The organism is Pseudomonas graminis (assembly GCF_900111735.1).
Classification (GTDB): domain Bacteria; phylum Pseudomonadota; class Gammaproteobacteria; order Pseudomonadales; family Pseudomonadaceae; genus Aquipseudomonas; species Aquipseudomonas graminis.
In genome coordinates this window covers 87,094-106,052 of the sequence record NZ_FOHW01000019.1, presented here as the reverse complement: position 1 = coordinate 106,052, position 18,959 = coordinate 87,094, and the positions used below count along the sequence as shown (strand labels likewise).

The 18,959-nt window shown below is 60.5% G+C and carries 18 protein-coding genes; 9 read left to right on the top strand and 9 right to left on the bottom strand.

Annotation, left to right across the window (positions count from 1 at the left end):
• The first annotated feature begins 8 nt into the window (after positions 1 to 8).
• Positions 9 to 1,214, top strand: a complete 1,206-nt coding sequence (locus BMY98_RS15695) for an acetate/propionate family kinase (RefSeq protein WP_083398799.1) — start codon at positions 9 to 11, stop codon at positions 1,212 to 1,214.
• Between the two features lie 84 nt (positions 1,215 to 1,298).
• Here the strand turns inward: BMY98_RS15695 and BMY98_RS15690 are convergent, their stop codons facing one another.
• The gene (locus tag BMY98_RS15690) at positions 1,299 to 1,613 is read right to left on the bottom strand and encodes a DUF7693 family protein (protein WP_074890705.1); all 315 of its coding nucleotides are present in this window, start codon (positions 1,611 to 1,613) and stop codon (positions 1,299 to 1,301) included.
• Between the two features lie 220 nt (positions 1,614 to 1,833).
• Positions 1,834 to 2,754: a LysR family transcriptional regulator gene (locus BMY98_RS15685; RefSeq protein WP_074890703.1), complete on the bottom strand. Its 921-nt coding sequence runs from the start codon at positions 2,752 to 2,754 to the stop codon at positions 1,834 to 1,836.
• An 85-nt stretch (positions 2,755 to 2,839) separates the two neighbouring features.
• Between BMY98_RS15685 and BMY98_RS15680 the strand changes: the two genes are divergently transcribed.
• From BMY98_RS15680 to BMY98_RS15665, 4 genes are all read left to right on the top strand, one after another.
• Positions 2,840 to 3,631, top strand: a complete 792-nt coding sequence (locus tag BMY98_RS15680; RefSeq protein ID WP_074890701.1) for an NAD(P)H-dependent oxidoreductase — start codon at positions 2,840 to 2,842, stop codon at positions 3,629 to 3,631.
• A gap of 139 nt (positions 3,632 to 3,770) precedes the next feature.
• Positions 3,771 to 5,798: an FIST N-terminal domain-containing protein gene (locus tag BMY98_RS15675; RefSeq protein ID WP_074890700.1), complete on the top strand. Its 2,028-nt coding sequence runs from the start codon at positions 3,771 to 3,773 to the stop codon at positions 5,796 to 5,798.
• A 52-nt stretch (positions 5,799 to 5,850) separates the two neighbouring features.
• Positions 5,851 to 6,660 (top strand): helix-turn-helix transcriptional regulator, encoded by an 810-nt coding sequence (locus tag BMY98_RS15670; RefSeq protein WP_074890698.1) that lies wholly within the window; start codon positions 5,851 to 5,853, stop codon positions 6,658 to 6,660.
• A 105-nt stretch (positions 6,661 to 6,765) separates the two neighbouring features.
• The gene (locus BMY98_RS15665) at positions 6,766 to 8,163 is read left to right on the top strand and encodes an NAD-dependent succinate-semialdehyde dehydrogenase (RefSeq protein WP_074890721.1); all 1,398 of its coding nucleotides are present in this window, start codon (positions 6,766 to 6,768) and stop codon (positions 8,161 to 8,163) included.
• A 117-nt stretch (positions 8,164 to 8,280) separates the two neighbouring features.
• Here the strand turns inward: BMY98_RS15665 and BMY98_RS27325 are convergent, their stop codons facing one another.
• The 4 genes from BMY98_RS27325 to BMY98_RS15650 form a co-directional block, all read right to left on the bottom strand.
• A complete protein-coding gene (locus tag BMY98_RS27325) occupies positions 8,281 to 8,424 on the bottom strand; it encodes a hypothetical protein (RefSeq protein ID WP_175514175.1) in 144 nt (47 codons plus the stop codon).
• Positions 8,425 to 8,728: 304 nt separating this feature from the next.
• Positions 8,729 to 9,418, bottom strand: coding sequence for a type 1 glutamine amidotransferase domain-containing protein (locus tag BMY98_RS15660; protein ID WP_074890697.1), 690 nt, complete (start codon positions 9,416 to 9,418; stop codon positions 8,729 to 8,731).
• A gap of 208 nt (positions 9,419 to 9,626) precedes the next feature.
• Positions 9,627 to 10,229, bottom strand: a complete 603-nt coding sequence (locus tag BMY98_RS15655; protein ID WP_074890695.1) for a TetR/AcrR family transcriptional regulator — start codon at positions 10,227 to 10,229, stop codon at positions 9,627 to 9,629.
• Between the two features lie 143 nt (positions 10,230 to 10,372).
• On the bottom strand, positions 10,373 to 12,232 hold the full coding sequence (locus BMY98_RS15650; RefSeq protein ID WP_074890719.1) for an ABC transporter ATP-binding protein: 1,860 nt from the start codon (positions 12,230 to 12,232) through the stop codon (positions 10,373 to 10,375).
• Positions 12,233 to 12,491: 259 nt separating this feature from the next.
• On the opposite strand from BMY98_RS15650, the gene nadA reads away from it, so the two are divergent.
• Entirely contained in the window at positions 12,492 to 13,550 is a 1,059-nt protein-coding gene (nadA, locus tag BMY98_RS15645) for a quinolinate synthase NadA (RefSeq protein ID WP_074890693.1), read from the top strand.
• 95 nt (positions 13,551 to 13,645) lie between these two features.
• On the opposite strand, the gene BMY98_RS15640 is transcribed toward nadA, so the two are convergent.
• A complete protein-coding gene (locus BMY98_RS15640) occupies positions 13,646 to 15,082 on the bottom strand; it encodes a M48 family metalloprotease (protein ID WP_074890692.1) in 1,437 nt (478 codons plus the stop codon).
• Between the two features lie 146 nt (positions 15,083 to 15,228).
• Between BMY98_RS15640 and BMY98_RS15635 the strand changes: the two genes are divergently transcribed.
• Complete coding sequence (locus BMY98_RS15635) at positions 15,229 to 15,480, top strand: sulfurtransferase TusA family protein (RefSeq protein WP_074890690.1); 252 nt, start codon at positions 15,229 to 15,231, stop codon at positions 15,478 to 15,480.
• A gap of 40 nt (positions 15,481 to 15,520) precedes the next feature.
• Positions 15,521 to 16,591 carry an AI-2E family transporter gene (locus tag BMY98_RS15630; RefSeq protein WP_074890688.1) on the top strand — a complete coding sequence of 357 codons (1,071 nt, stop codon included), beginning with the start codon at positions 15,521 to 15,523 and terminating at the stop codon, positions 16,589 to 16,591.
• A 113-nt stretch (positions 16,592 to 16,704) separates the two neighbouring features.
• Here the strand turns inward: BMY98_RS15630 and BMY98_RS15625 are convergent, their stop codons facing one another.
• Positions 16,705 to 17,178, bottom strand: coding sequence for a peroxiredoxin (locus BMY98_RS15625; protein WP_074890687.1), 474 nt, complete (start codon positions 17,176 to 17,178; stop codon positions 16,705 to 16,707).
• 10 nt (positions 17,179 to 17,188) lie between these two features.
• Positions 17,189 to 17,752 carry a glycine cleavage system transcriptional repressor gene (locus tag BMY98_RS15620; protein ID WP_037014004.1) on the bottom strand — a complete coding sequence of 188 codons (564 nt, stop codon included), beginning with the start codon at positions 17,750 to 17,752 and terminating at the stop codon, positions 17,189 to 17,191.
• Between the two features lie 314 nt (positions 17,753 to 18,066).
• Between BMY98_RS15620 and dapA the strand changes: the two genes are divergently transcribed.
• Positions 18,067 to 18,945 (top strand): 4-hydroxy-tetrahydrodipicolinate synthase, encoded by an 879-nt coding sequence (gene dapA, locus BMY98_RS15615; protein ID WP_074890685.1) that lies wholly within the window; start codon positions 18,067 to 18,069, stop codon positions 18,943 to 18,945.
• The last annotated feature ends 14 nt before the right edge of the window (positions 18,946 to 18,959 follow it).

Below are 18,959 nucleotides of genomic sequence, written 5' to 3'. Positions count from 1 at the left end.
AGCGCAAAATGAACGATCAGCCGTTGGCTTTGCTCCTGGTCCTTAACGCAGGATCCTCCAGCATCAAGTTCTCGCTGTACAACGCAGCCGAGCGTGTGGTGGGCCTGCAGTGCGTGGGTAATGGCACTTTTGAGGTACGTGAGGACACCGAGCGTTTGATCTTCTGTCATAGCGGCCACGACGCACAAAAACGCGAAGAATGGCCGCGTGACGACTCCTCACCTGACAGCGGAACACTGTTCAATCTGATGGACTGGATCGAGCGTCACATGGGCGGCGATATCTGCGCTGCCGCGCACCGGATCGTTCACGGCGGCAACCGCCGCGAAGTGGCCATGCGCATCGATTCATCGATGATGGACGAGATGAGGTCGCTTATCCCGGTTGCTCCCTTGCATCAGCCGATATGCCTGGCGCCGATCAGCTATCTGACTCGCGAACATCCGGATATCCCCCAGTTCGCCTGTTTCGATACGGCGTTTCACCAGAGCCTGGACCTTCTGGAAACCCGCTTCGGGCTGCCGTTGGCGCTGAGCGAACAAGGCCTTCGCCGCTACGGCTTTCACGGCTTGTCGTACGAGTACATCGCCAGCGTGCTCCCTGAGTACGATCAACGAGCAGCCACTGGACGGACGATCGTCGCTCACCTGGGTAACGGCGCAAGCCTCTGCGCCCTGCATGACCGGGTCAGCCGCGCTACGACGATGGGCTTCAGCACGCTGGACGGCGTGCTGATGGGGACGCGTCCCGGACGACTTGATCCCGGGCTTTTGCTTTACCTGCTGCGCGAGCGCGGCATGACCGCGCAAGCGTTGGAACACATGCTGTATCACCAGTGCGGATTGCTCGGTGTGTCCGGTGGAATCGCCAGTGACATGCGCACACTGACTGCCAGTCAGGCCCCGCAGGCCAAACACGCTATCCGGTTGTTCGTGCGCAGCGTGGTTCGAGAGATAGGCAGCCTGGCCGCTGTACTGGGCGGCGTGGATGCACTGGTCTTCACCGGCGGCATCGGCGAGCACTCGGTCGAGGTGCGCAACGCCATTATCGAGGGCTGCGCCTGGCTCGGGCTGGAGCACAGCGGGCAGGATCCTGCAGAGCGGGTCGCGCGGCTGTCTTCAATCGGCAGCGCTGTCTCGGCATGGGTCATTCCTACCGATGAAAACGCAGTTATCGCCCGGCATGCCTTGGAATTACTGCATGGCGGCACTTGAAATCATCGGTTGCTGAACCCGCGAAGGGACAGCGAAGGGGGGGGGCTGACGACCTCGCTTGACGCGCGGTTTATGAGCGTTCGCTCAAGTGAGGGAGAGCAGCGATTCCAGCTGACTACGCTCCCAAGTGCTAAGCAGCTCAAGCGGGTCAGTGCCGTAGCGCTGGCGGGCGTCAAAAATATAGGCCCGGCCTTCTGGGCTGAGACAGCGGTCGCAGTGGTCCAGCGCGCGGTGCTGTTTGTAAAACGTGATCAGCCAGCCGTCAGTCTCGACGGTCATCAGACCGCTGTCGATTTCGACTTGAGCGTTGCTGTCCACCCGACGCATCACCCGAATGCCGAGGGCGATGTCACGCAGGACCTGACAGGTTTCACGGGCAGTAAGAGGCTTTGCTGACAAATGGACTTCCTTTGATGGCTCAGCTTGAGGGGGGCTAATTGAAAATGTTACCCAAGGCATGGGCCAGTGGCATCGTTTTGCTAGCCCCGCGTCACTTTTTGGAAAGATTCATGACCACAATCCGCCAATCCAGATTAACGGCGCGCTACGGCGAACCCGAAGGGATTCAGCCATGCGGTCAACGTGCCTTGATTGTGCATGAAAGATCCAGAGCTCGGTGTCAGTGCGCCGCAGAGGAAGTTGTCTCGACCGTCGAAGCAATGAGGTCGCGCAGCCACATATGCGCGGGATCGCGGTGCAGTCGCTCCGGCCACAGCATCAACATTTCAAACCCGGGAATAACCAGAGGAGGATCCTGAACATGCAAAGCAGGCTCATCTTGCACCATCCTCTGTGGCACGACTGCCACCAGGTCACTGTGCGTCAGGGCTGAAATGAGTGAGTTGAAATTGGGCACCGACAACACGACCCGGCGTTGCAGGCCTTTGATCGCCAATGCTTGATCGGTAGTGCCAGTGAAGCCTGCGCCGTTGGGGGACATGATGGCGTGGTCAAGGGCGCAAAATGCTTTGAGGGTCAGCTTTGACTGGAAGGCGGAGTGCCCTTTCCGTCCGGCCAGGACGTAGCGTTCGTGGACTAACGAGCGTTGACGCAGCTTCGGCGGAGCTTCGTCGCGAGTGTGCAGAGCGAGATCGAGACGACCGCCTTCCAGGTCACTGGCAAGGTCGAGAGGGTGCTTGTTCAGAAGCGCCAACCGAGTGTTCGGCGCGATGCTCCTGATCCGTCGCAGCGACGGCCAGACAAGGGCGGTAGTGGCGTAGTCGCTGGCGGCTACTTTCCAGGTTTGATTTGAAGATCCGGGGTCAAATGCATCAGCAGGGCTCAATGCACTGTTCAACGCTGCCAGCGCTTCGCTCAACGGCTTGCGCAATTCGCGGGCGCGTTCCGTGGGCAGCATGCCTCGTGGGCCTGGCAACAGCAGAGGATCGGCCAGCATCTCCCTGAGCCTGCCCAGCTGCAGGCTGACAGTCGGCTGCGAGAGGTTGAGGACGCGTGCCGCGCGCGTGACATTCAGCTCAGCCAGCAAGACATCCAGCGTGAGAAGCAGATTGAGGTCCAGATGGCGCAAGATATAGTGCATGCAAATACCAGCTGTTTCAGGAATTCATTTCTAGCATAGCGCGATCGCCGCTACGGTGAGGCATCCATCCAATCCGGAGCCTCTTGTGAACATACTGCTGATCTACGCCCACCCTGAATCTCGCTCTCTCAATGGATCGCTGAGGGACTTTGCGATCGCCCATCTAAAGGCGGCTGGCCATGAACTTGAAGTATCGGATCTCTACAAAATGAAGTGGAAGGCGGCGCTCGACCCTGACGACGCCCCCGGTTACGACCCCAGTACGCCTTTCAACCCCGCCATTGAGTCACACCGAGTGTTTGCCGCCGGCGTCCAGCCACAGGACATCGAGACTGAGCAAGCCAAGTTGCAGTGGGCTGACGCAGTGGTGTTCCAGTTTCCATTGTGGTGGTTTTCGATGCCGGCGATCCTCAAGGGCTGGGTCGAGCGGGTGTATGCCTACGGTTTTGCCTATGGTGTGGGCGAGCACAGCGAACGCCATTGGGGGGATCGCTACGGCGAGGGCCGGATGGCGGGGAAGCGCGCGATGCTCACGGTCACTATGGGCGGATGGGAATCTCACTACAGTGAGCGCGGGGTCAACGGTGCCTTGAATGACGTGCTCTTCCCGATACAGCACGGGGTGCTGTTTTACCCCGGGTTTACAGTCCTGCCGCCTTTCCCGATCTATAAGACCAGCAAGGTGGACGCCGTCCGGTTCGACCAGCTATGCGCTGAGTATGCGACGCGTCTGGACAATCTCTTCACCGATCCGCCACTGCCGTTTCGTCGACAGAACGCCGGAGATTATGAGATCCCGGCGCTCACGCTCAAGCCCCACCTCGCGCCGGGGCGCCACGACTTTGGCATCCATTACACCGACGGCGATCAAAGCTGAAGCAATCGTACGGGCTTCGGTTCGAATCCCCGACCAACGCCACGTCCTGTCCTTCAAGTCAGATTTTCCACGGCCGATACAGAGGAAAGCTGCCGCGTATGCACCCATGCGCTCAGCGATCCTTTCTAGTGAGCCGACGATGAACCCACTCAAACTCTTCAACCGGTCCCGCGCCAACCGCCAGGAAGCGGTCAGCATTAACTGCACCGCTGGCGAACTGGACGGTGCCTTGGCAGGCGTGCGTTCGGCGCCTGTTCTGGTGACGGGCTTCGTCTCTCCCCATCTGGACATCGACCAGATCGCCGCCCGCATCAAGCAGCGCTTTCCCGACAGCGCGCTGAGCCTGTGCACCACGTCCGGCGAGCTGTGCAACAGTGCGACCGGGTTGTATTGTGCGACCGGTGATCGCTGGGACCGCATCGTCCTGCAGCTTTTCGAAAAAAGTGTGATTGCTTCAGCCGAAGTGGTGATGGTGCCGCTGGAGTGCGAAGACATCCGCAGCGGCGGCAAGCGCATGGAGATGCGCGAGCGTATCGAAAAGCTGGTCAACAACATCAAGCGCGCGCAGGTCAGCACGGCCATCGACCACCGCGACACCCTGGCGTATGTAGTGTTCGACGGCTTGTCGGCGTCCGAATCGTTTTTCATGGAAGCGCTTTACGAGTCCGGTCGCTTTCCCTGCCTCTTTGTCGGAGGCTCGGCCGGCGGCAAGTCGGATTTCAAGAAGACGCTGATCCACGACGGCAAGCGCAGCTATCAGAATCATGTGCAAATTGTCTTCATCAAGACGGCCGCTGATGTACGGTTCGGCGTGTTCAAAAGTCAGAACTTCCAACCGGCCGGGCTGACCTTTAGCGTCCTGACCGCGTCTGTCGAAGACCGCACCATCGACCAGGTGATCGACAGCAAGGGCAACATCATGAGCATGGTGCAGGCCCTGTGTAACGCCTTCGATTGCGATGCTCAAGCCCTGGAAAAGAACCTCGCGGATTACTCCTTCGCCATTCGCGTGGGCAGCGAGTTGTTCGTGCGATCGATCGCGCGCATCGACCATGCACAGCAAATCATTCAGCTGTTCTGCGACGTGGCCCCCGGCGAAGAACTGGTGATGGTCAAGCGCACCCCCTTGCGCGAAGCCACACAGGTGGATTACGAGCAATTCCTCCGTGGCAAGGGCGGTCAGCCCGTCGCGGCAATCCTCAACGACTGCATCTTGCGTCGGGCCAACAACGGCAAGGACCTGGGCAGCATGACCGGATTGTTCGGTAACGTGCCGGTGGTGGGGTTCTCGACCTTCGGCGAAATTCTCGGCCTGAACCTGAACCAGACGCTCACGGCGATCTTTTTCTTCCGGGTGGCGAAGGGCGCTTCGTTCACCGACGAGTACGTCGACCGTTTCATTGCCCACTACGGAGAGTTCAAGGCGTTCTTCCTGCGCCGCCAGCTGAAGAAGATGGTGGGTTTGAACCACGTCATCGTGAAGCAGATCGAGGCGTTCAAGCTCAACGATTTCAACAATGCGCTGGATACTCGGGGGCTGGATACCAAAGTTTTACCTGTGTTCGAGGGCCTTGCCGCACTGGGTCGGGTCCTTGCCCAGGCCGGGCAGCAGCAGGAAGAGATGTCCACGCAAATCAAGCACTACTCCGGCGAGCTGCACCTGTCGATGGACGATCTGGCCGGCACGATTGACCAGCAGAACACCGTCTCGACAACCGCTGGCAACACCGTTGTAGCGCTGGTCAGTCAGGCGGACGAAGCGGTGGTCGGCGCCCGAGCCCTCGCGGAATCGAGCCTGCGCATCCAGTCCATCGTGCAGGTGATTCAGCAGATCGCCGGCCAGACCAACCTGCTGGCGCTCAACGCTGCGATCGAGGCCGCGCGGGCAGGGGACCTGGGCCGAGGCTTCGCCGTGGTCGCCGACGAAGTGCGCAAGCTGGCGGAAATCACCCGCAAGAACGCAGCGGAGATTGGCGTCGACATCGACCTGCTCTCCAGCGAGATCCAGCGGGTGGCGCAGCAGATCGAGGACCAGTCAACCGGCGTCGGCGCACTGCGCGAAATGCTCGATTCTCTGGAACACTCGAACCAGGCCACCGAAGGCACGGCGCGGCGCACTAAAGCCATCGCCGATACCTTGACCGGCTTGACCCACGCCAGGCCTTGACCCACGATGCCGGTTTTCCGCGATCAACCAAAACGCGGACCACGAGCGAGTTATGGCTAAAAGACCTTCGATAGAGCAACGGCGTGAGTTCGGCAATTTCCTGTCCAGCCGGCGGGCGCGCCTTGATCCGAAGGACTTCGGTCTGCCGGAAGGGCCGCGGCGCACGCCCGGATTGCGCCGTGAAGAAGTGGCGGCGCTCGCCGGGGTCAGCGTCAGTTGGTACACCTGGCTTGAACAGGGCCGCGACATACAGCCCTCGCCGGACGCCCTGCAACGGATATCCAAGGTCCTTAAGCTCGATCGTGTGGAGTCGGCGCACCTGTATGCGCTTTCCGCACTGGAAGTGCCGGCTGCCGCGACCGGCGGCGGTGTAACCGACGGCCTGGAAATGCTGGTGCGCGCGATCAACCCCATTCCGGCGTATGTGCGCAACGCCCGACTCGACATTCTGGTGTGGAACGACGCCATCGCCGAGCTGTTCGTCGACTACGGTTCGTTGCAGCCCCACGAGCGCAACACGCTGCGTCTGCTGTTTCTGTACATCCCCTACCGAACCATCATCCTCGACTGGGAGCAGATGGCGCGGGGCATGATCAGTGCGTTTCGGGCATCGCGCGCGCTGGCCCAGGACAAGGCACCGTTCGACAGCCTGATCGAAGAGCTCTCGGCCCTGAGCCCGGAGTTCAAAGAGTGGTGGCAGGACACTGAAGTCAAAGGTTTCGAAGAGGGCCGCAAGCGTCTGCTGCATCCCATCAGCGGTCATATCGATTTCACCTACGTCGCGCTGACGCCTGAAGGGCGGCCGGACCTGTCGCTGGTGACTTACATTCCCCGCCACACTGCCTATGACTCACGGTCATAGGATAACAACACGCCTTCCGGGCTTTTTCGGGCTTGCCTAGAGTGGCGGTCATCGCAGCGCCTATTTGCTGCACCGACCGCTAACGAGGTAATCACGATGTCTGACCTGAGCCCGATTTCCACCGCAAACGTCGCCACATCACGCAACCCGGCCACCGGTGAGCTGATCGCCACTTACCCCTTCCAGACGCAAAGCGAAGTCGAGCAGTTGCTGGATGCGAACGCGGCGGCCTTTCGTCTGTGGCGCGCCACGCCGATGGGCGAGCGCGTGGCGGCCTATCGCCGTCTGGCGGACACCCTGCGTGAGCGGTCGGAATCCTTCGCTGCACTGATCACCGCTGAAATGGGCAAGACCCTGGCGGCGGCCCGTGGAGAAGTGGAGAAGTGCGCAGCCACCCTTGAATGGATTGCCGACAACGGTCCGGCGATTCTTGCCGATGAACCCGTCAATGTAGGCAGCGACGACGAAGTCCATGTGTCCTTCCTGCCGATCGGCACCGTGCTGGCGGTCATGCCCTGGAATTTCCCGCTGTGGCAGGTGATTCGTGCCTCCGGGCCGATCATGCTGTCGGGCAACGGCTTCATGCTCAAGCACGCGCCGAACGTCATGGGCTCGGCCTATGCGCTGCAAGAAGCCTATGAGGCAGCGGGCTTTCCCAAAGGTCTGTTCACCAATCTCATCGCTGACAACGACACCGTGGCCCGCACCATTGAAGACCCGCGCATCGCTGCCGTCACCCTGACGGGCAGCATGCGTGCGGGTTCTGCCGTGGCAGCCACCGCAGGCAAGGCGCTCAAGAAGAGCCTGCTGGAGCTGGGCGGCTCGGACGCCTTTATTGTGCTGGCCGATGCGAATATCGACCTTGCCGTGAAAGCTGCCGTCGAAGCGCGATTCCAGAACGCCGGCCAGGTCTGTCTCGCGGCCAAGCGCTTCATTCTTGAGGCGCCGATCGCCGAGCAGTTCACGCGTCAATTCGTTGCAGCGGTCGAGCAACTAAAAGTCGGTGACCCGTTGGACAGCGCAATCAACGTCGGCCCCATGGCCCGCGCTGATCTGCGCGATGAGCTGGATGGTCAGGTTCAACGCACACTTGCAGCCGGCGCGACGTTGCTGCTGGGCGGCAAGAAGATCGACGGCCCCGGCAATTTCTACGCACCCACCGTGCTGGCCGATGTGAAGCCAGGCATGGCCGCCTTCGACGAAGAAACGTTCGGCCCGGTGGCCGCGATCACCATTGCCGCCAACGCCGAAGACGCCATCCTGCTGGCGAACACCAGTGACTACGGATTGGGCGGCAGCCTGTGGACCCAGGACATCCCGCGCGCGCAACGCATCGCCCGGCGTCTGGAAACCGGTGGCGTGTTTATCAATGGATTCCCGGCCACCAACGCGCGGATTCCGGTGGGAGGCGTCAAAAAGAGTGGCTATGGTCGCGAACTGTCCCACTTCGGGCTGCGCGAATTCACCAACGCCCAGGCGGTGTGGGCAAAAAGCGTTGACTGAGATTCAGTGAGCAGTATCAGCATGGGAGAAGCTTTGTAATCGCCCACGCTGCAAAAAAAAGCCGTCGCACGTGCGACGGCTTTTTCATGCCTGCCATTTGGAATGGTCCTTATGGATTCAGCCGATCGGGTGCAGCTCGGCGGGTGCCAAACCCCAGCCCCCAGGGCTAAACCCTAACGCCGAAACGTCCAGCAGGTCGCCGGCGCAAAGCCTGAAGCCGTTGTTGAGGTTGACGCTGGACGGCCTCGTGCTGTCGTTCACAACGCTGTCGGTGAGGTATTCGGGGGCAAGGGTATGGCGGGCGCTGCTGCTGAGTATGTCGTCCGCAACTGCTCACCCGTCACAAGGAGCATCGTGAGCGTTGCTCAATGCCCGCCATTGGCGAGTTAGACCCGTCGACGCAATGTTTGTTTGGTTACTCGCATCTGCCCAGAAACGACAAAGCCCGACATAGAGTCGGGCCTGGGGTCGGGTTGAATCCGTTCATTACCAGTTCATGGTTGTGATCTCAGTGAAAAGGAGAAAGGCAGGGAGGGGTGCGAACACCCCTCGCGCCGGGCTGTGATCAGGCCGATTTGTTTTGCAGTGCCTTGATCAGCACGTCTGCCGCAGGGCCGGACGAAGCAGGGTTCTGGCCGGTAATCAGCAGACCATCGGTGAGGACATACGAGCCCCAGTCCGGACCTTGGGAGTAGACGCCGCCCAGTGATTTCAGCTCGTCTTCCACCAGGAAAGGCACCACGTTGGTCAGGCCGACCGCTTCTTCTTCGCTGTTGGTAAAGCCGGTGACCTTCTTGCCTTTAACCAGCGGGGTGCCGTCGGCGTTCTTGACGTGGCGCAGCACGCCAGGGGCGTGACAGACGACAGCGACGGGCTTGCCGGCGGCGATGAACGATTCGATGAGCTGGACAGAGTGTTTGTCTTCAGCCAGATCCCACAGAGGGCCATGGCCGCCTGGATAGAACACAGCGTCGAAATCTGCTTGAGACACGCTGTCCAAGCGGACGGTGTTGGCGAGCTGAGCAGTGGCCTTTTCGTCTTTTTCGAAACGACGGGTCAGGTCGGTCTGGGAGTCAGGCTCGTTGCTCTTTGGGTCCAGCGGAGGTTGACCGCCTTGTGGCGACGCCAGAACGATCTCGGCGTTGATGTCGCTGAACGCGTAGTAGGGCGCGGCCAGTTCTTCCAGCCAGAAGCCGGTAGGACGGCCGGTGTTGCCAAGGGTGTCGTGGGAAGTCAGAACCATAAGCACTTTCATCGGGCATATTCCTTGGGACGGGTTAAAGTAGATACACCTTAGACCTGAGTAGACCAGTCGTCTAGGGTTATTTTCAAATTATTTCAGGAGGCTGTTTGAACGTTACTTAACAGTGGTGAATATATAAAGCCGGTCAGGACAGACCGGCAGGCGCTATACAGAAGAGGGGCGAGGCCACAGAGAGCGGCGGGACATGGCAGTGCGCCGATCAGGCAAGCCGCAGAATCACACGTGTTGTTTCCATGGCCGTCTGAAACGGCGCGAGGCTTCTTTCGATCTTGACCATCACGCTGGCGCCGACCCACAACTGGTACAGGCTTTGTGCAACGGCATAGGGGTTCTCGCAGGCGGGCAGCGAGCCGTCGGCAACGGCAGCCTCGATCGCGCTGCCGAGCCGGTCGGTAATCCCGGCCGTGCCGCGCTTGAGAACAGCGCGCATCGCTTCCGAAAGATCAGCCACTTCCACGCCAAGCTTCACGGCGAGGCATTTACCCTGACATTCCTGAAACGACTGCGTGTCTTGCCAGACGCGCCAGTAATTCATCAGCCGCTCACCCATGGGCAGGCCGGGCTCGCCGAGGATACGATCGATGTCAGCGAGGTAGTCGTCGAAGTAATGCTCAAGCAACGCCTCGCCGAAGGCATCCTTGGAACCGAAGTAATGGTAGAAGGAGCCTTTCGGCACGCCCGCAGCAGCCAGAATTTCGTTCAGGCCGACGCCGGAATACCCCTTGGCGGCCATAATGCGCTGGCCGACGTCGAGGATGCCTTGACGGACATCAGATGAACCACGTGTATGGGGAGTATTCATAGCGTCGGAGAATACATCCTAGTAAGTCGGTCTACTAGGAGATTCTGATAGGCGAGGATGTCGTGTATCGGCGGGGCCCGCAGTGACATGACGGCTTTGCCACAGAGCCGCCGTGTCGCTGCGGATATACCGCGAGTCTGCCGCTATACCTGATCCACCGCCTCAGGCACGCCCTGATCCTCGCCCAGAAACCCGCCGCTCTGGTGATGCCACAGCCGCGCATACGTGCCGTTTTTGTTGAGCAGTTCAGCGTGGGTGCCTTGTTCGATGATGCGCCCGTCGTCCATCACGATGAGCCGGTCCATGGCCGCAATCGTCGACAGCCGGTGGGCGATTGCGATCACGGTTTTGCCTTTCATCATCTCATCGAGGCTTTCCTGAATCGCCACTTCGACTTCCGAATCCAGGGCGCTGGTCGCTTCGTCCAGCAGCAAAATCGGCGCGTTCTTCAGCATCACCCGGGCAATGGCAACCCGTTGGCGCTGGCCGCCCGACAGCTTGATACCGCGTTCACCGACCAGCGTGTCGTAGCCGCTATGGCCATGCTTGTCGCTGAGCTGACTGATGAAGCCATCCGCCTGGGCGTTAACCGCAGCGGTGTGGATTTCCTCATCGGTGGCATCGGGTCGACCATAGGCAATGTTGTCGCGAATGGACCTATGAAGCAGCGACGTATCCTGAGTCACCATGCCGATGGCGCTGCGCAGGCTGTCTTGCGTGACCTGCCTGATGTTCTGACCATCGATGCGAATTTCGCCGCTGTCCACGTCATAGAAGCGCAGCAGCAGGTTGATCAGCGTGGATTTGCCGGCGCCTGAACGGCCGACCAGTCCGATCTTCTCGCCCGGCCGGATGGCCAGGTCCAAACCCTCCAGCACCTGGCGCTCGCCGTTGTAGTTGAAGCTGACGTTGTCGAAGGTCACCGCACCTCCAGTGGTTTTCAGCGCGGTTGCATCCGGGGCGTCCTGCACTTTGGGGCCCTGAGTCAGCGTCGCCATGCCGTCCTGCACCGTGCCGATGTTCTCGAACAGCGAGGTCATCTGCCACATGATCCAGTGGGACATGCCATTGATGCGCAGCGCCATCGCGGTAATCGCTGCCACCGCGCCAGTGCCGACGTCACCCTGATGCCACAGCCACAGGGCATAACCGCCGGCGCCCAGAATCAACGCAACGACCAGTGCCTGATTGACGATTTCGAACTGGCTCACCAGCCGCATCTGGCGGAAGCCGGTCTGCTTGAAGTCCTCCATCGCCGCGCGCGCGAACTGTGCTTCACGCTTGGAGTGAGAGAACAGCTTCACCGTGGTGATGTTGGTGTAGGCGTCGGAGATCCGCCCGGTCATCGAGGACCGTGCGTTGGCCTGCTCCTGACCGACTTTGCCCAGGCGCGGCACGAAGTACAGCATCGCCAGCCCGAACAACACGATCCAGGCAAGGAACGGCAGCATCAGCTTCAAGGCGAAGCCGCCGGCCAGCGCGATGATCGCGATGAAGTAAACGCCGATGCCGGGCGCGATTTCGATCAGGGTGAACAGCACGTCCCGCACCGCCAGGGCGGTCTGCATGACCTTGGTGGTCACCCGACCGGAGAATTCGTCGGAAAAGAACGACAGGCTTTGCCGCAGCATCAGGCGGTGAAAGTCCCAGCGCAGTCGCAGCGGCAGGTTGATCGCCAGTATCTGGTGCTGGACCATCGTGCGCATGGCCACGAGACCGATACTGACCACCAGCACAATGCCGATGCCCCACAGCGCTCGGCTTTCTTCGCCTGCGGTGGCGCCTCCGTCCTTCCAGGTCGACAGCAGATCAACCACTTGCCCAAGGAACGAGAAAAGCCAGGCTTCGTAAATCGACACGCAGGCGCTGAGCACCGCAAGGGCGAGGATGTAGCCACGCGCACCCCGGGTGCAGGCCCAGAGAAACCGCGCCAGGCCCACGGGGGGCGGCGGTGCTTCGTCGGGAGGGAAGGGGTCGAGTCGTCGTTCAAACACGCTCAGCATGAGGGGCTCCAAAACTGTCCAGTGACGCAGATTCTGCCATTGAATGGCGGGCTTGAGGGTTTCGGTGCTTTTTTGGCTGACTCGTTCCAACCGTTGCGAACCTGTTTTGCGATGTCCTGCGCTTGAGGTGATGGCGATGAAGCTAACATTGATAGCGGGGACTGCCGGTAAGTGATCGCTCAACAGATCCCGTGCTAACTTCCCGGCCGTTTTCCATCATGCAGACTTTCTGTCCGTACGCGCATTCAGGTCCATCGACATGACACACATCTCCGAACGCCTCCTGGTCCAAGCGCACCTGGACGCCAAACAGCCCAAAATCCTGACCCCGGAGGAGGAAGCGGAATATCGCTGCCTGATCGCCGCCGAGCTTAAGGCCCAGGACGCTGTGCTGGTGGCGCACTACTACTGCGATCCGGTGATTCAGGCACTGGCGGAAGAAACCGGCGGTTGCGTCTCGGATTCTCTGGAGATGGCGCGTTTCGGCAAAAACCATCCGGCGAAAACCGTGCTGGTCGCCGGGGTGCGTTTCATGGGTGAAACCGCAAAAATCCTGACCCCCGAAAAGCGCATCCTGATGCCGACCCTTGAGGCGACCTGCTCGCTGGACCTCGGCTGCCCGGTCGACGAGTTTGCTGCGTTCTGCGATCAGCACCCCGAGCGCACCGTGGTGGTTTACGCCAACACATCCGCCGCCGTAAAAGCCCGTGCCGACTGGGTAGTGACGTCCAGTTGTGCGCTGGAGATCGTTGAAAGCCTCATGGACAACGGCGAGAAAATCATCTGGGCGCCCGACAAGCATCTGGGCCGTTACATTCAGCGTGAGACCGGGGCGGACATGCTGTTGTGGGACGGCGCCTGCATCGTGCACGAGGAATTCAAGTCCCGGCAGATGGAGGACATGAAGGCGCTGTACCCGGACGCAGCCATTCTGGTGCACCCGGAATCCCCGGAGTCGGTCATTGACCTGGCGGACGCGGTGGGCTCGACCAGCCAGTTGATCAAGGCGGCGCAAACACTGCCGAACACCACCTTCATCGTCGCCACCGACCGAGGCATCTTCTACAAGATGCAGCAGCTGTGCCCCGATAAGGTCTTCATCGAGGCGCCTACCGCTGGCAACGGCGCGGCATGCCGCAGTTGCGCCCATTGCCCGTGGATGGCGATGAACACCCTGGCGCGCACGCTTGACTGCCTGCGCGAAGGCACCAACGAGATCTTCGTTGACCCGGCGGTCATCCCTCACGCCGTCCGGCCGTTGCAGCGCATGCTCGACTTCACCCAGGCGGCACGCATGAAAGCTTCGGGGAATGCTTGAATAAAAGCGGTTAGCCGCAAGCTTCAAGCTTCAAGCGGAAAGCCGATTGGCTGCGTTCCAGCTTGCAGCTTATGGCTTGCCGCTTGCAGCTGACCTCAATTCATCATGTCCTTCACCGCCCGCTCCTGAGCGATGATTTCCTGCTGCCGCGCGTCGATGCGTGAGGCCAGCTGGAAGTTGTTGTTCGCGCGGCGCTTGGCGAATTCAAGCTGCTGGATCGCCTGTTTGAAATCGCCCATCAGCGCGAAATATTCCGCACGGGCCTGATGCAGGCCGATGGTGTTGCCCGACAGGCCGCGGGTGTCAGCCACCTGATTCCAGATGTCCGGATCGTCCGGACGACTCTTCAGCAGAATCTCCAGAGACTTCAATGCCTCGGGCGCCTTGGACTGCTTGAGCAAGACGTCGACTTTCGCCTGATTCAGCGGGTAGTTGTCCGGATAGAGACTCAACATTCGGTCCACCCGCTGTTGAGCATCGGGCAGGCGATTGTTGGAGATGTCCAGGTTCACGGCGGCGAGGTTGTAGGGGATGTTGTCCGGCGCCTTGTCGAGCAGGGGCTTCAGCGTCTCGCGACCCTCATTCAGCTGACCCGCCTTGGTCTGGGCGAGCGCCAGACCGTAGCGAGCAGCGTCGTTTTTCGGGTTCTCGGCCAGTTGCGCACGGAAACGCTTGGCGGCCATGCCGGGGGTTTCTTCGTAGATCAGCACGGTGCGCGCGCGCATCAGTTGATACGCAGGGCTGTCTTCCTTGCCGCCGGGCTTGGCCTGCTCGGCGCGGTTGCGGGTGTCGGCAATACGTGATTCGGTCACCGGGTGGCTCATCAGGAATTCCGGCGGCTTGGCGTCATAGCGATACTGGCGTGCCAGACGCTCGAACATGGTGGGCATGTTGCGCGGGTCGTAGCCTGCCTTTTCCAGGTTGAGGATGCCGATGCGGTCCGCTTCAGATTCATTCTGCCGGGAGAATCTTGCCTGCTCCTGAATTGCAGCGGCCTGGGTGCCGGCGATCGCAGCAATCCCCGCATCGCCTGCGCCCGCTGCGGCCATGACGATGCCGGCAAGCATGGCTGCCATCACCGGCACTTGCATACGCTGTTGCGCCTGTACGCCGCGGGCGAAGTGCCTTTGCGACAGGTGAGCCAGTTCGTGGGCGAGGACCGCAGCGTACTCGCCTTCGGTTTCGGCGTGGAGGAACAACCCGCCGTTGACCCCGATGATCCCGCCGGGCGCGGCAAAGGCGTTGATCTCCGGCGTGTTGATCAGAATGAATTCGAGACGGCGGTCCTGCACCTGGCTGGTTTCGGCGAGTCGGTAGACCGAGGACTCGACGTAGTCCTTGAGCAGCGGGTCGGACAGCTGCGCCACTTCAGAGCGCAACAGCCCTAGCCAGGCACGCCCCAGGTCATGTTCCTGCTGCGGAGAAACGATGGATGAACTCGCGTCGCCGAGGGAGGGCAGGTCGTCTTCTGCGAAGCTCGGCGCTGCCAGCAGGCATGCGAGGGTCAGCAGCGTGGGGCGCAAAAAATTCATGCACGAAACTCTGGGGCAGAAAGGCGTCACTGTAGCTGGCTCAATGGCTTGCTGACCAGAGTGGGGTATTCTGGAAAACCTGTAAGAATGTTCTTCCGCCCGTTGGCTTTAATGCGAGGGCGGATGTGTCTACCCGGAGAGAAACGATGTCTGACGCTGTAGGAAACCCCGCAGCCTGCGATGCAGAGCTTGACGCCAGTGGCCTCAACTGCCCGCTACCCTTGCTCAAGGCCAAGATGGAACTCAACCGTCTGGCCAGCGGCGCGGTCCTCAAAGTGACGGCCACGGATGCCGGATCGCAGCGCGACTTCCGTACATTCGCAAAGCTGGCCGGCCATGTGCTGCTGCACGAAGAAAACGCTGACGGCATTTATCGGTATTGGCTGCGTAAGGCCTGAGCATTTCTGACCCCTCGCAACCCCCCCCTTAGGATTCTTGATGTTCAAAGTGCTTCGCGACTGGATACAGCGCTACTTTTCCGACGAGGAAGCGGTGGTGCTGGCGGTGCTGTTGGTTCTCGGATTTACCGTTGTTCTCACCCTTGGCGGCATGCTTGCGCCAGTCTTGGCCGGGCTGGTGCTCGCCTTTCTCATGCACGGACTGGTCAGCCTGCTCGAACGCCTGCGCGTGCCGGAAGGTGGCGCAGTGGGGCTGGTGTTCGCTTTATTCATGGGGGCGCTGGCGCTGTTTCTGCTGGTGCTCGTGCCGTTGCTGTGGCACCAGCTCATCACCTTGTTCAACGAATTGCCCGGCATGCTCGCCAAGTGGCAGTCGCTGCTGTTGCTGCTGCCGGAGCGCTATCCGCATCTGGTGTCGGACGAGCAGGTCTTGCAGGCCATCGAAGTGGCTCGTGGCGAGGTCGGAAAATTCGGCCAATGGGCGCTGACGTTTTCCCTGTCCAGCTTGCCGCTGTTGGTAAACATGATGATCTACCTGGTGCTGGTGCCGATCCTGGTGTTCTTCTTCCTCAAGGATCGTCGGATGATCAGCCGCTGGGCGAGGGGTTATCTGCCACGCGAACGCACGCTGATTACCCATGTGGCCGAGGAAATGAACCGACAGATCGCCAACTACATTCGTGGCAAGGTCATCGAGATCTTCATCTGCGGCGGGGTGACGTACATCGCCTTCGTGACCATGGGCCTGAATTACTCGGCGTTGCTGGCGATGCTGGTGGGGATTTCGGTGGTGGTGCCGTACGTAGGCGCTGTGGTGGTGACCGTGCCGGTGGCATTCATCGCGCTGTTTCAGTGGGGCTGGAGCGATCAGTTCATTTATCTGATGGCGGTCTACGGCATCATCCAGACCCTGGATGGTAACGTGCTGGTGCCGCTGCTGTTCTCCCAGACGGTGAGCCTGCACCCGGTGGCAATCATCTGCGCCGTCCTGTTGTTCGGCGGGCTGTGGGGGTTCTGGGGGATTTTCTTTGCGATTCCGCTGGCGACCCTGTTCAAGGCTGTGCTCGATGCGTGGCCACGGAACGAACCGACGGTGGCGCCGTTGTTGTAGGTGTTGCCTTGCTTTTGTAGGAGTGAGCTTGCTCGCGATCGGCGTCGTCCTGGTCAATATACGATGACTAAACGAACCTGATCGCGAGCAAGCTCACTCCTACAGGATGGCGATCAAGCGTTATTCAGCGCCTGAGCGGCTTCAAGCACCGCCGCCACATGCCCTGGCACCTTCACGCCGCGCCATTCCTTGCGAAGCACACCGTCCTTGTCGATCAGGAAGGTGCTGCGGTCGACGCCCAGGTATTCCTTGCCGTACAGCTTTTTCAGCTTGATCACATCGAACAGCTGGCACAGCGATTCGTCTTTGTCCGAAATCAGCTCGAACGGGAATTCCTGCTTGGCCTTGAAGTTCTCGTGGGATTTCAGGCTGTCGCGCGACACACCGAACACCGCCGTGTTGGCGGCCTTGAAGTCGGCGTGATGATCGCGAAAGCCCTGGCCTTGGGTGGTGCAGCCCGGGGTGCTGTCCTTCGGGTAGAAATAAAGGACGACTTGCTGACCTTTCAACGCCGACAGGCTGACCGCCTGTTCGCTCGTGGCCTGTACCTGAAAGTCGGCAACGGGTTGGTCGAGTTCTACAGCCATTCGGGACTCCTTACATCGGTGCTTGAGGGCGCCATGGTTCGATCAGCGCATCGAGGTTGAGTGCGTCGGCGAAGTCCAGAAACTGGTCACGCAGCCAGCTGATCTGGGTGCCGGCCGGCAATGTCACGGTGAACGTCGCGTTGAGCATGGTGCCGCCGGTCTGCGGTGCCTGATAGGTGTCGCAGATCAGGTTTTCCAGCTCGACGTTGTGGTCGATGAAGAACTGGCACAGCTCGTTGATGATGTCCGGGCGATACGCCGAACTGACGTAGGCCACGTAGGGTAGGGCTTCCGGACGGTTTTCCAGCGAAGCACTGCGGACCACATTGACGGTGAAGGCGTGTTTCTTCGCCAGATTGGGCAGACCTGTTTCCAGACGCGCCAGGGCGTCCCAGCTGCCGGAGATCTGCAGGATCAGAGCGCTGCACTCACCGTGGCGAGTGAGGCGTGAGCTGACGACCGAGCAACGGCTTTCGTTACTGGCGCGGCACAGGACGTTGGTCAGCTCCATTGGGTTGGCGCCAAGGGCACTGATGACAAGGAATTGTTCGCGAACTGTGGGGATGGATGACATGCAGCATTCCTAAACGATGAGCGGTCGGTACGCAGCAGGCCTTTGCCGGCGGGCTCGACGAACGAAGGCATCGTGACGTCGCAGCGCCCCACAGCCGCCAATCGCTGCCATGAGCCTGTCATGGCGCGCGATAGCGACGCAGGGCGGGGGTAAGTGACGTCAAAATCGAGCAGTCGAACGAGCCGGGCAGATGACCCGTACCGATCAAAGACCGAAGGGTAGCGAAAACCGGCGCCGAGGGGAATGCTCGCCTTGTGCAAGGATCATGGCGCCAGTACCATTACCGCTCTCTTTTTCCGGCAGGAGCGGTTTGCATGATTGCGGGCAGTATGGTGGCACTGGTCACACCCATGGATGCACAAGGTCGTCTCGATTGGGACAGCCTGAGCAAACTGGTGGACTTTCACCTGCAAGAGGGCACCAACGCCATTGTTGCCGTTGGCACCACCGGTGAATCCGCGACGCTCGACGTCAACGAGCACATCGAAGTCATCCGCCGCGTGGTTCAGCAGGTCGCTGGCCGCATCCCGGTCATCGCCGGCACCGGCGCCAACTCCACCCGCGAGGCGGTCGAACTCACCACCAACGCCAAGAACGCCGGTGCCGATGCCTGCCTGCTGGTCACCCCGTACTACAACAAGCCGACCCAGGAAGGCTTGTACCAGCATTTCAAGCACATCGCCGAAGCCGTCGACATCCCGCAGATTCTGTATAACGTGCCGGGTCGTACTGCCTGCGACATGTCAGCCGAGACCGTTATCCGCCTGTCGAAAGTCAAAAACATCATCGCCATCAAGGAAGCCACCGGAGACCTGCAGCGCGCCAAGGCTATCCTTGCCGGCGTGAGCAGCGACTTTCTGGTCTATTCCGGCGACGACGCTACCGCCGTCGAGCTGATGTTGCTCGGTGGCAAAGGCAACATTTCGGTTACTGCCAACGTCGCGCCGCGCGCCATGGCCGACCTGTGCAAGGCCGCGATGGCCGGTGATGCCGATACTGCCCGCGAAATTCATGAAAAACTGATGCCGCTGAACAAGACTCTGTTCATCGAATCGAACCCTATTCCCGTGAAATGGGCCCTGCATGAGATGGGTTTGATGCCAGACGGTATTCGTCTGCCACTTACCTGGCTCAGCGAGTCCTGCCACGAGCCGCTGCGTCAGGCCCTGCGCCAGTCCGGTGTATTGGTCTAATGAGGAAGCATTAC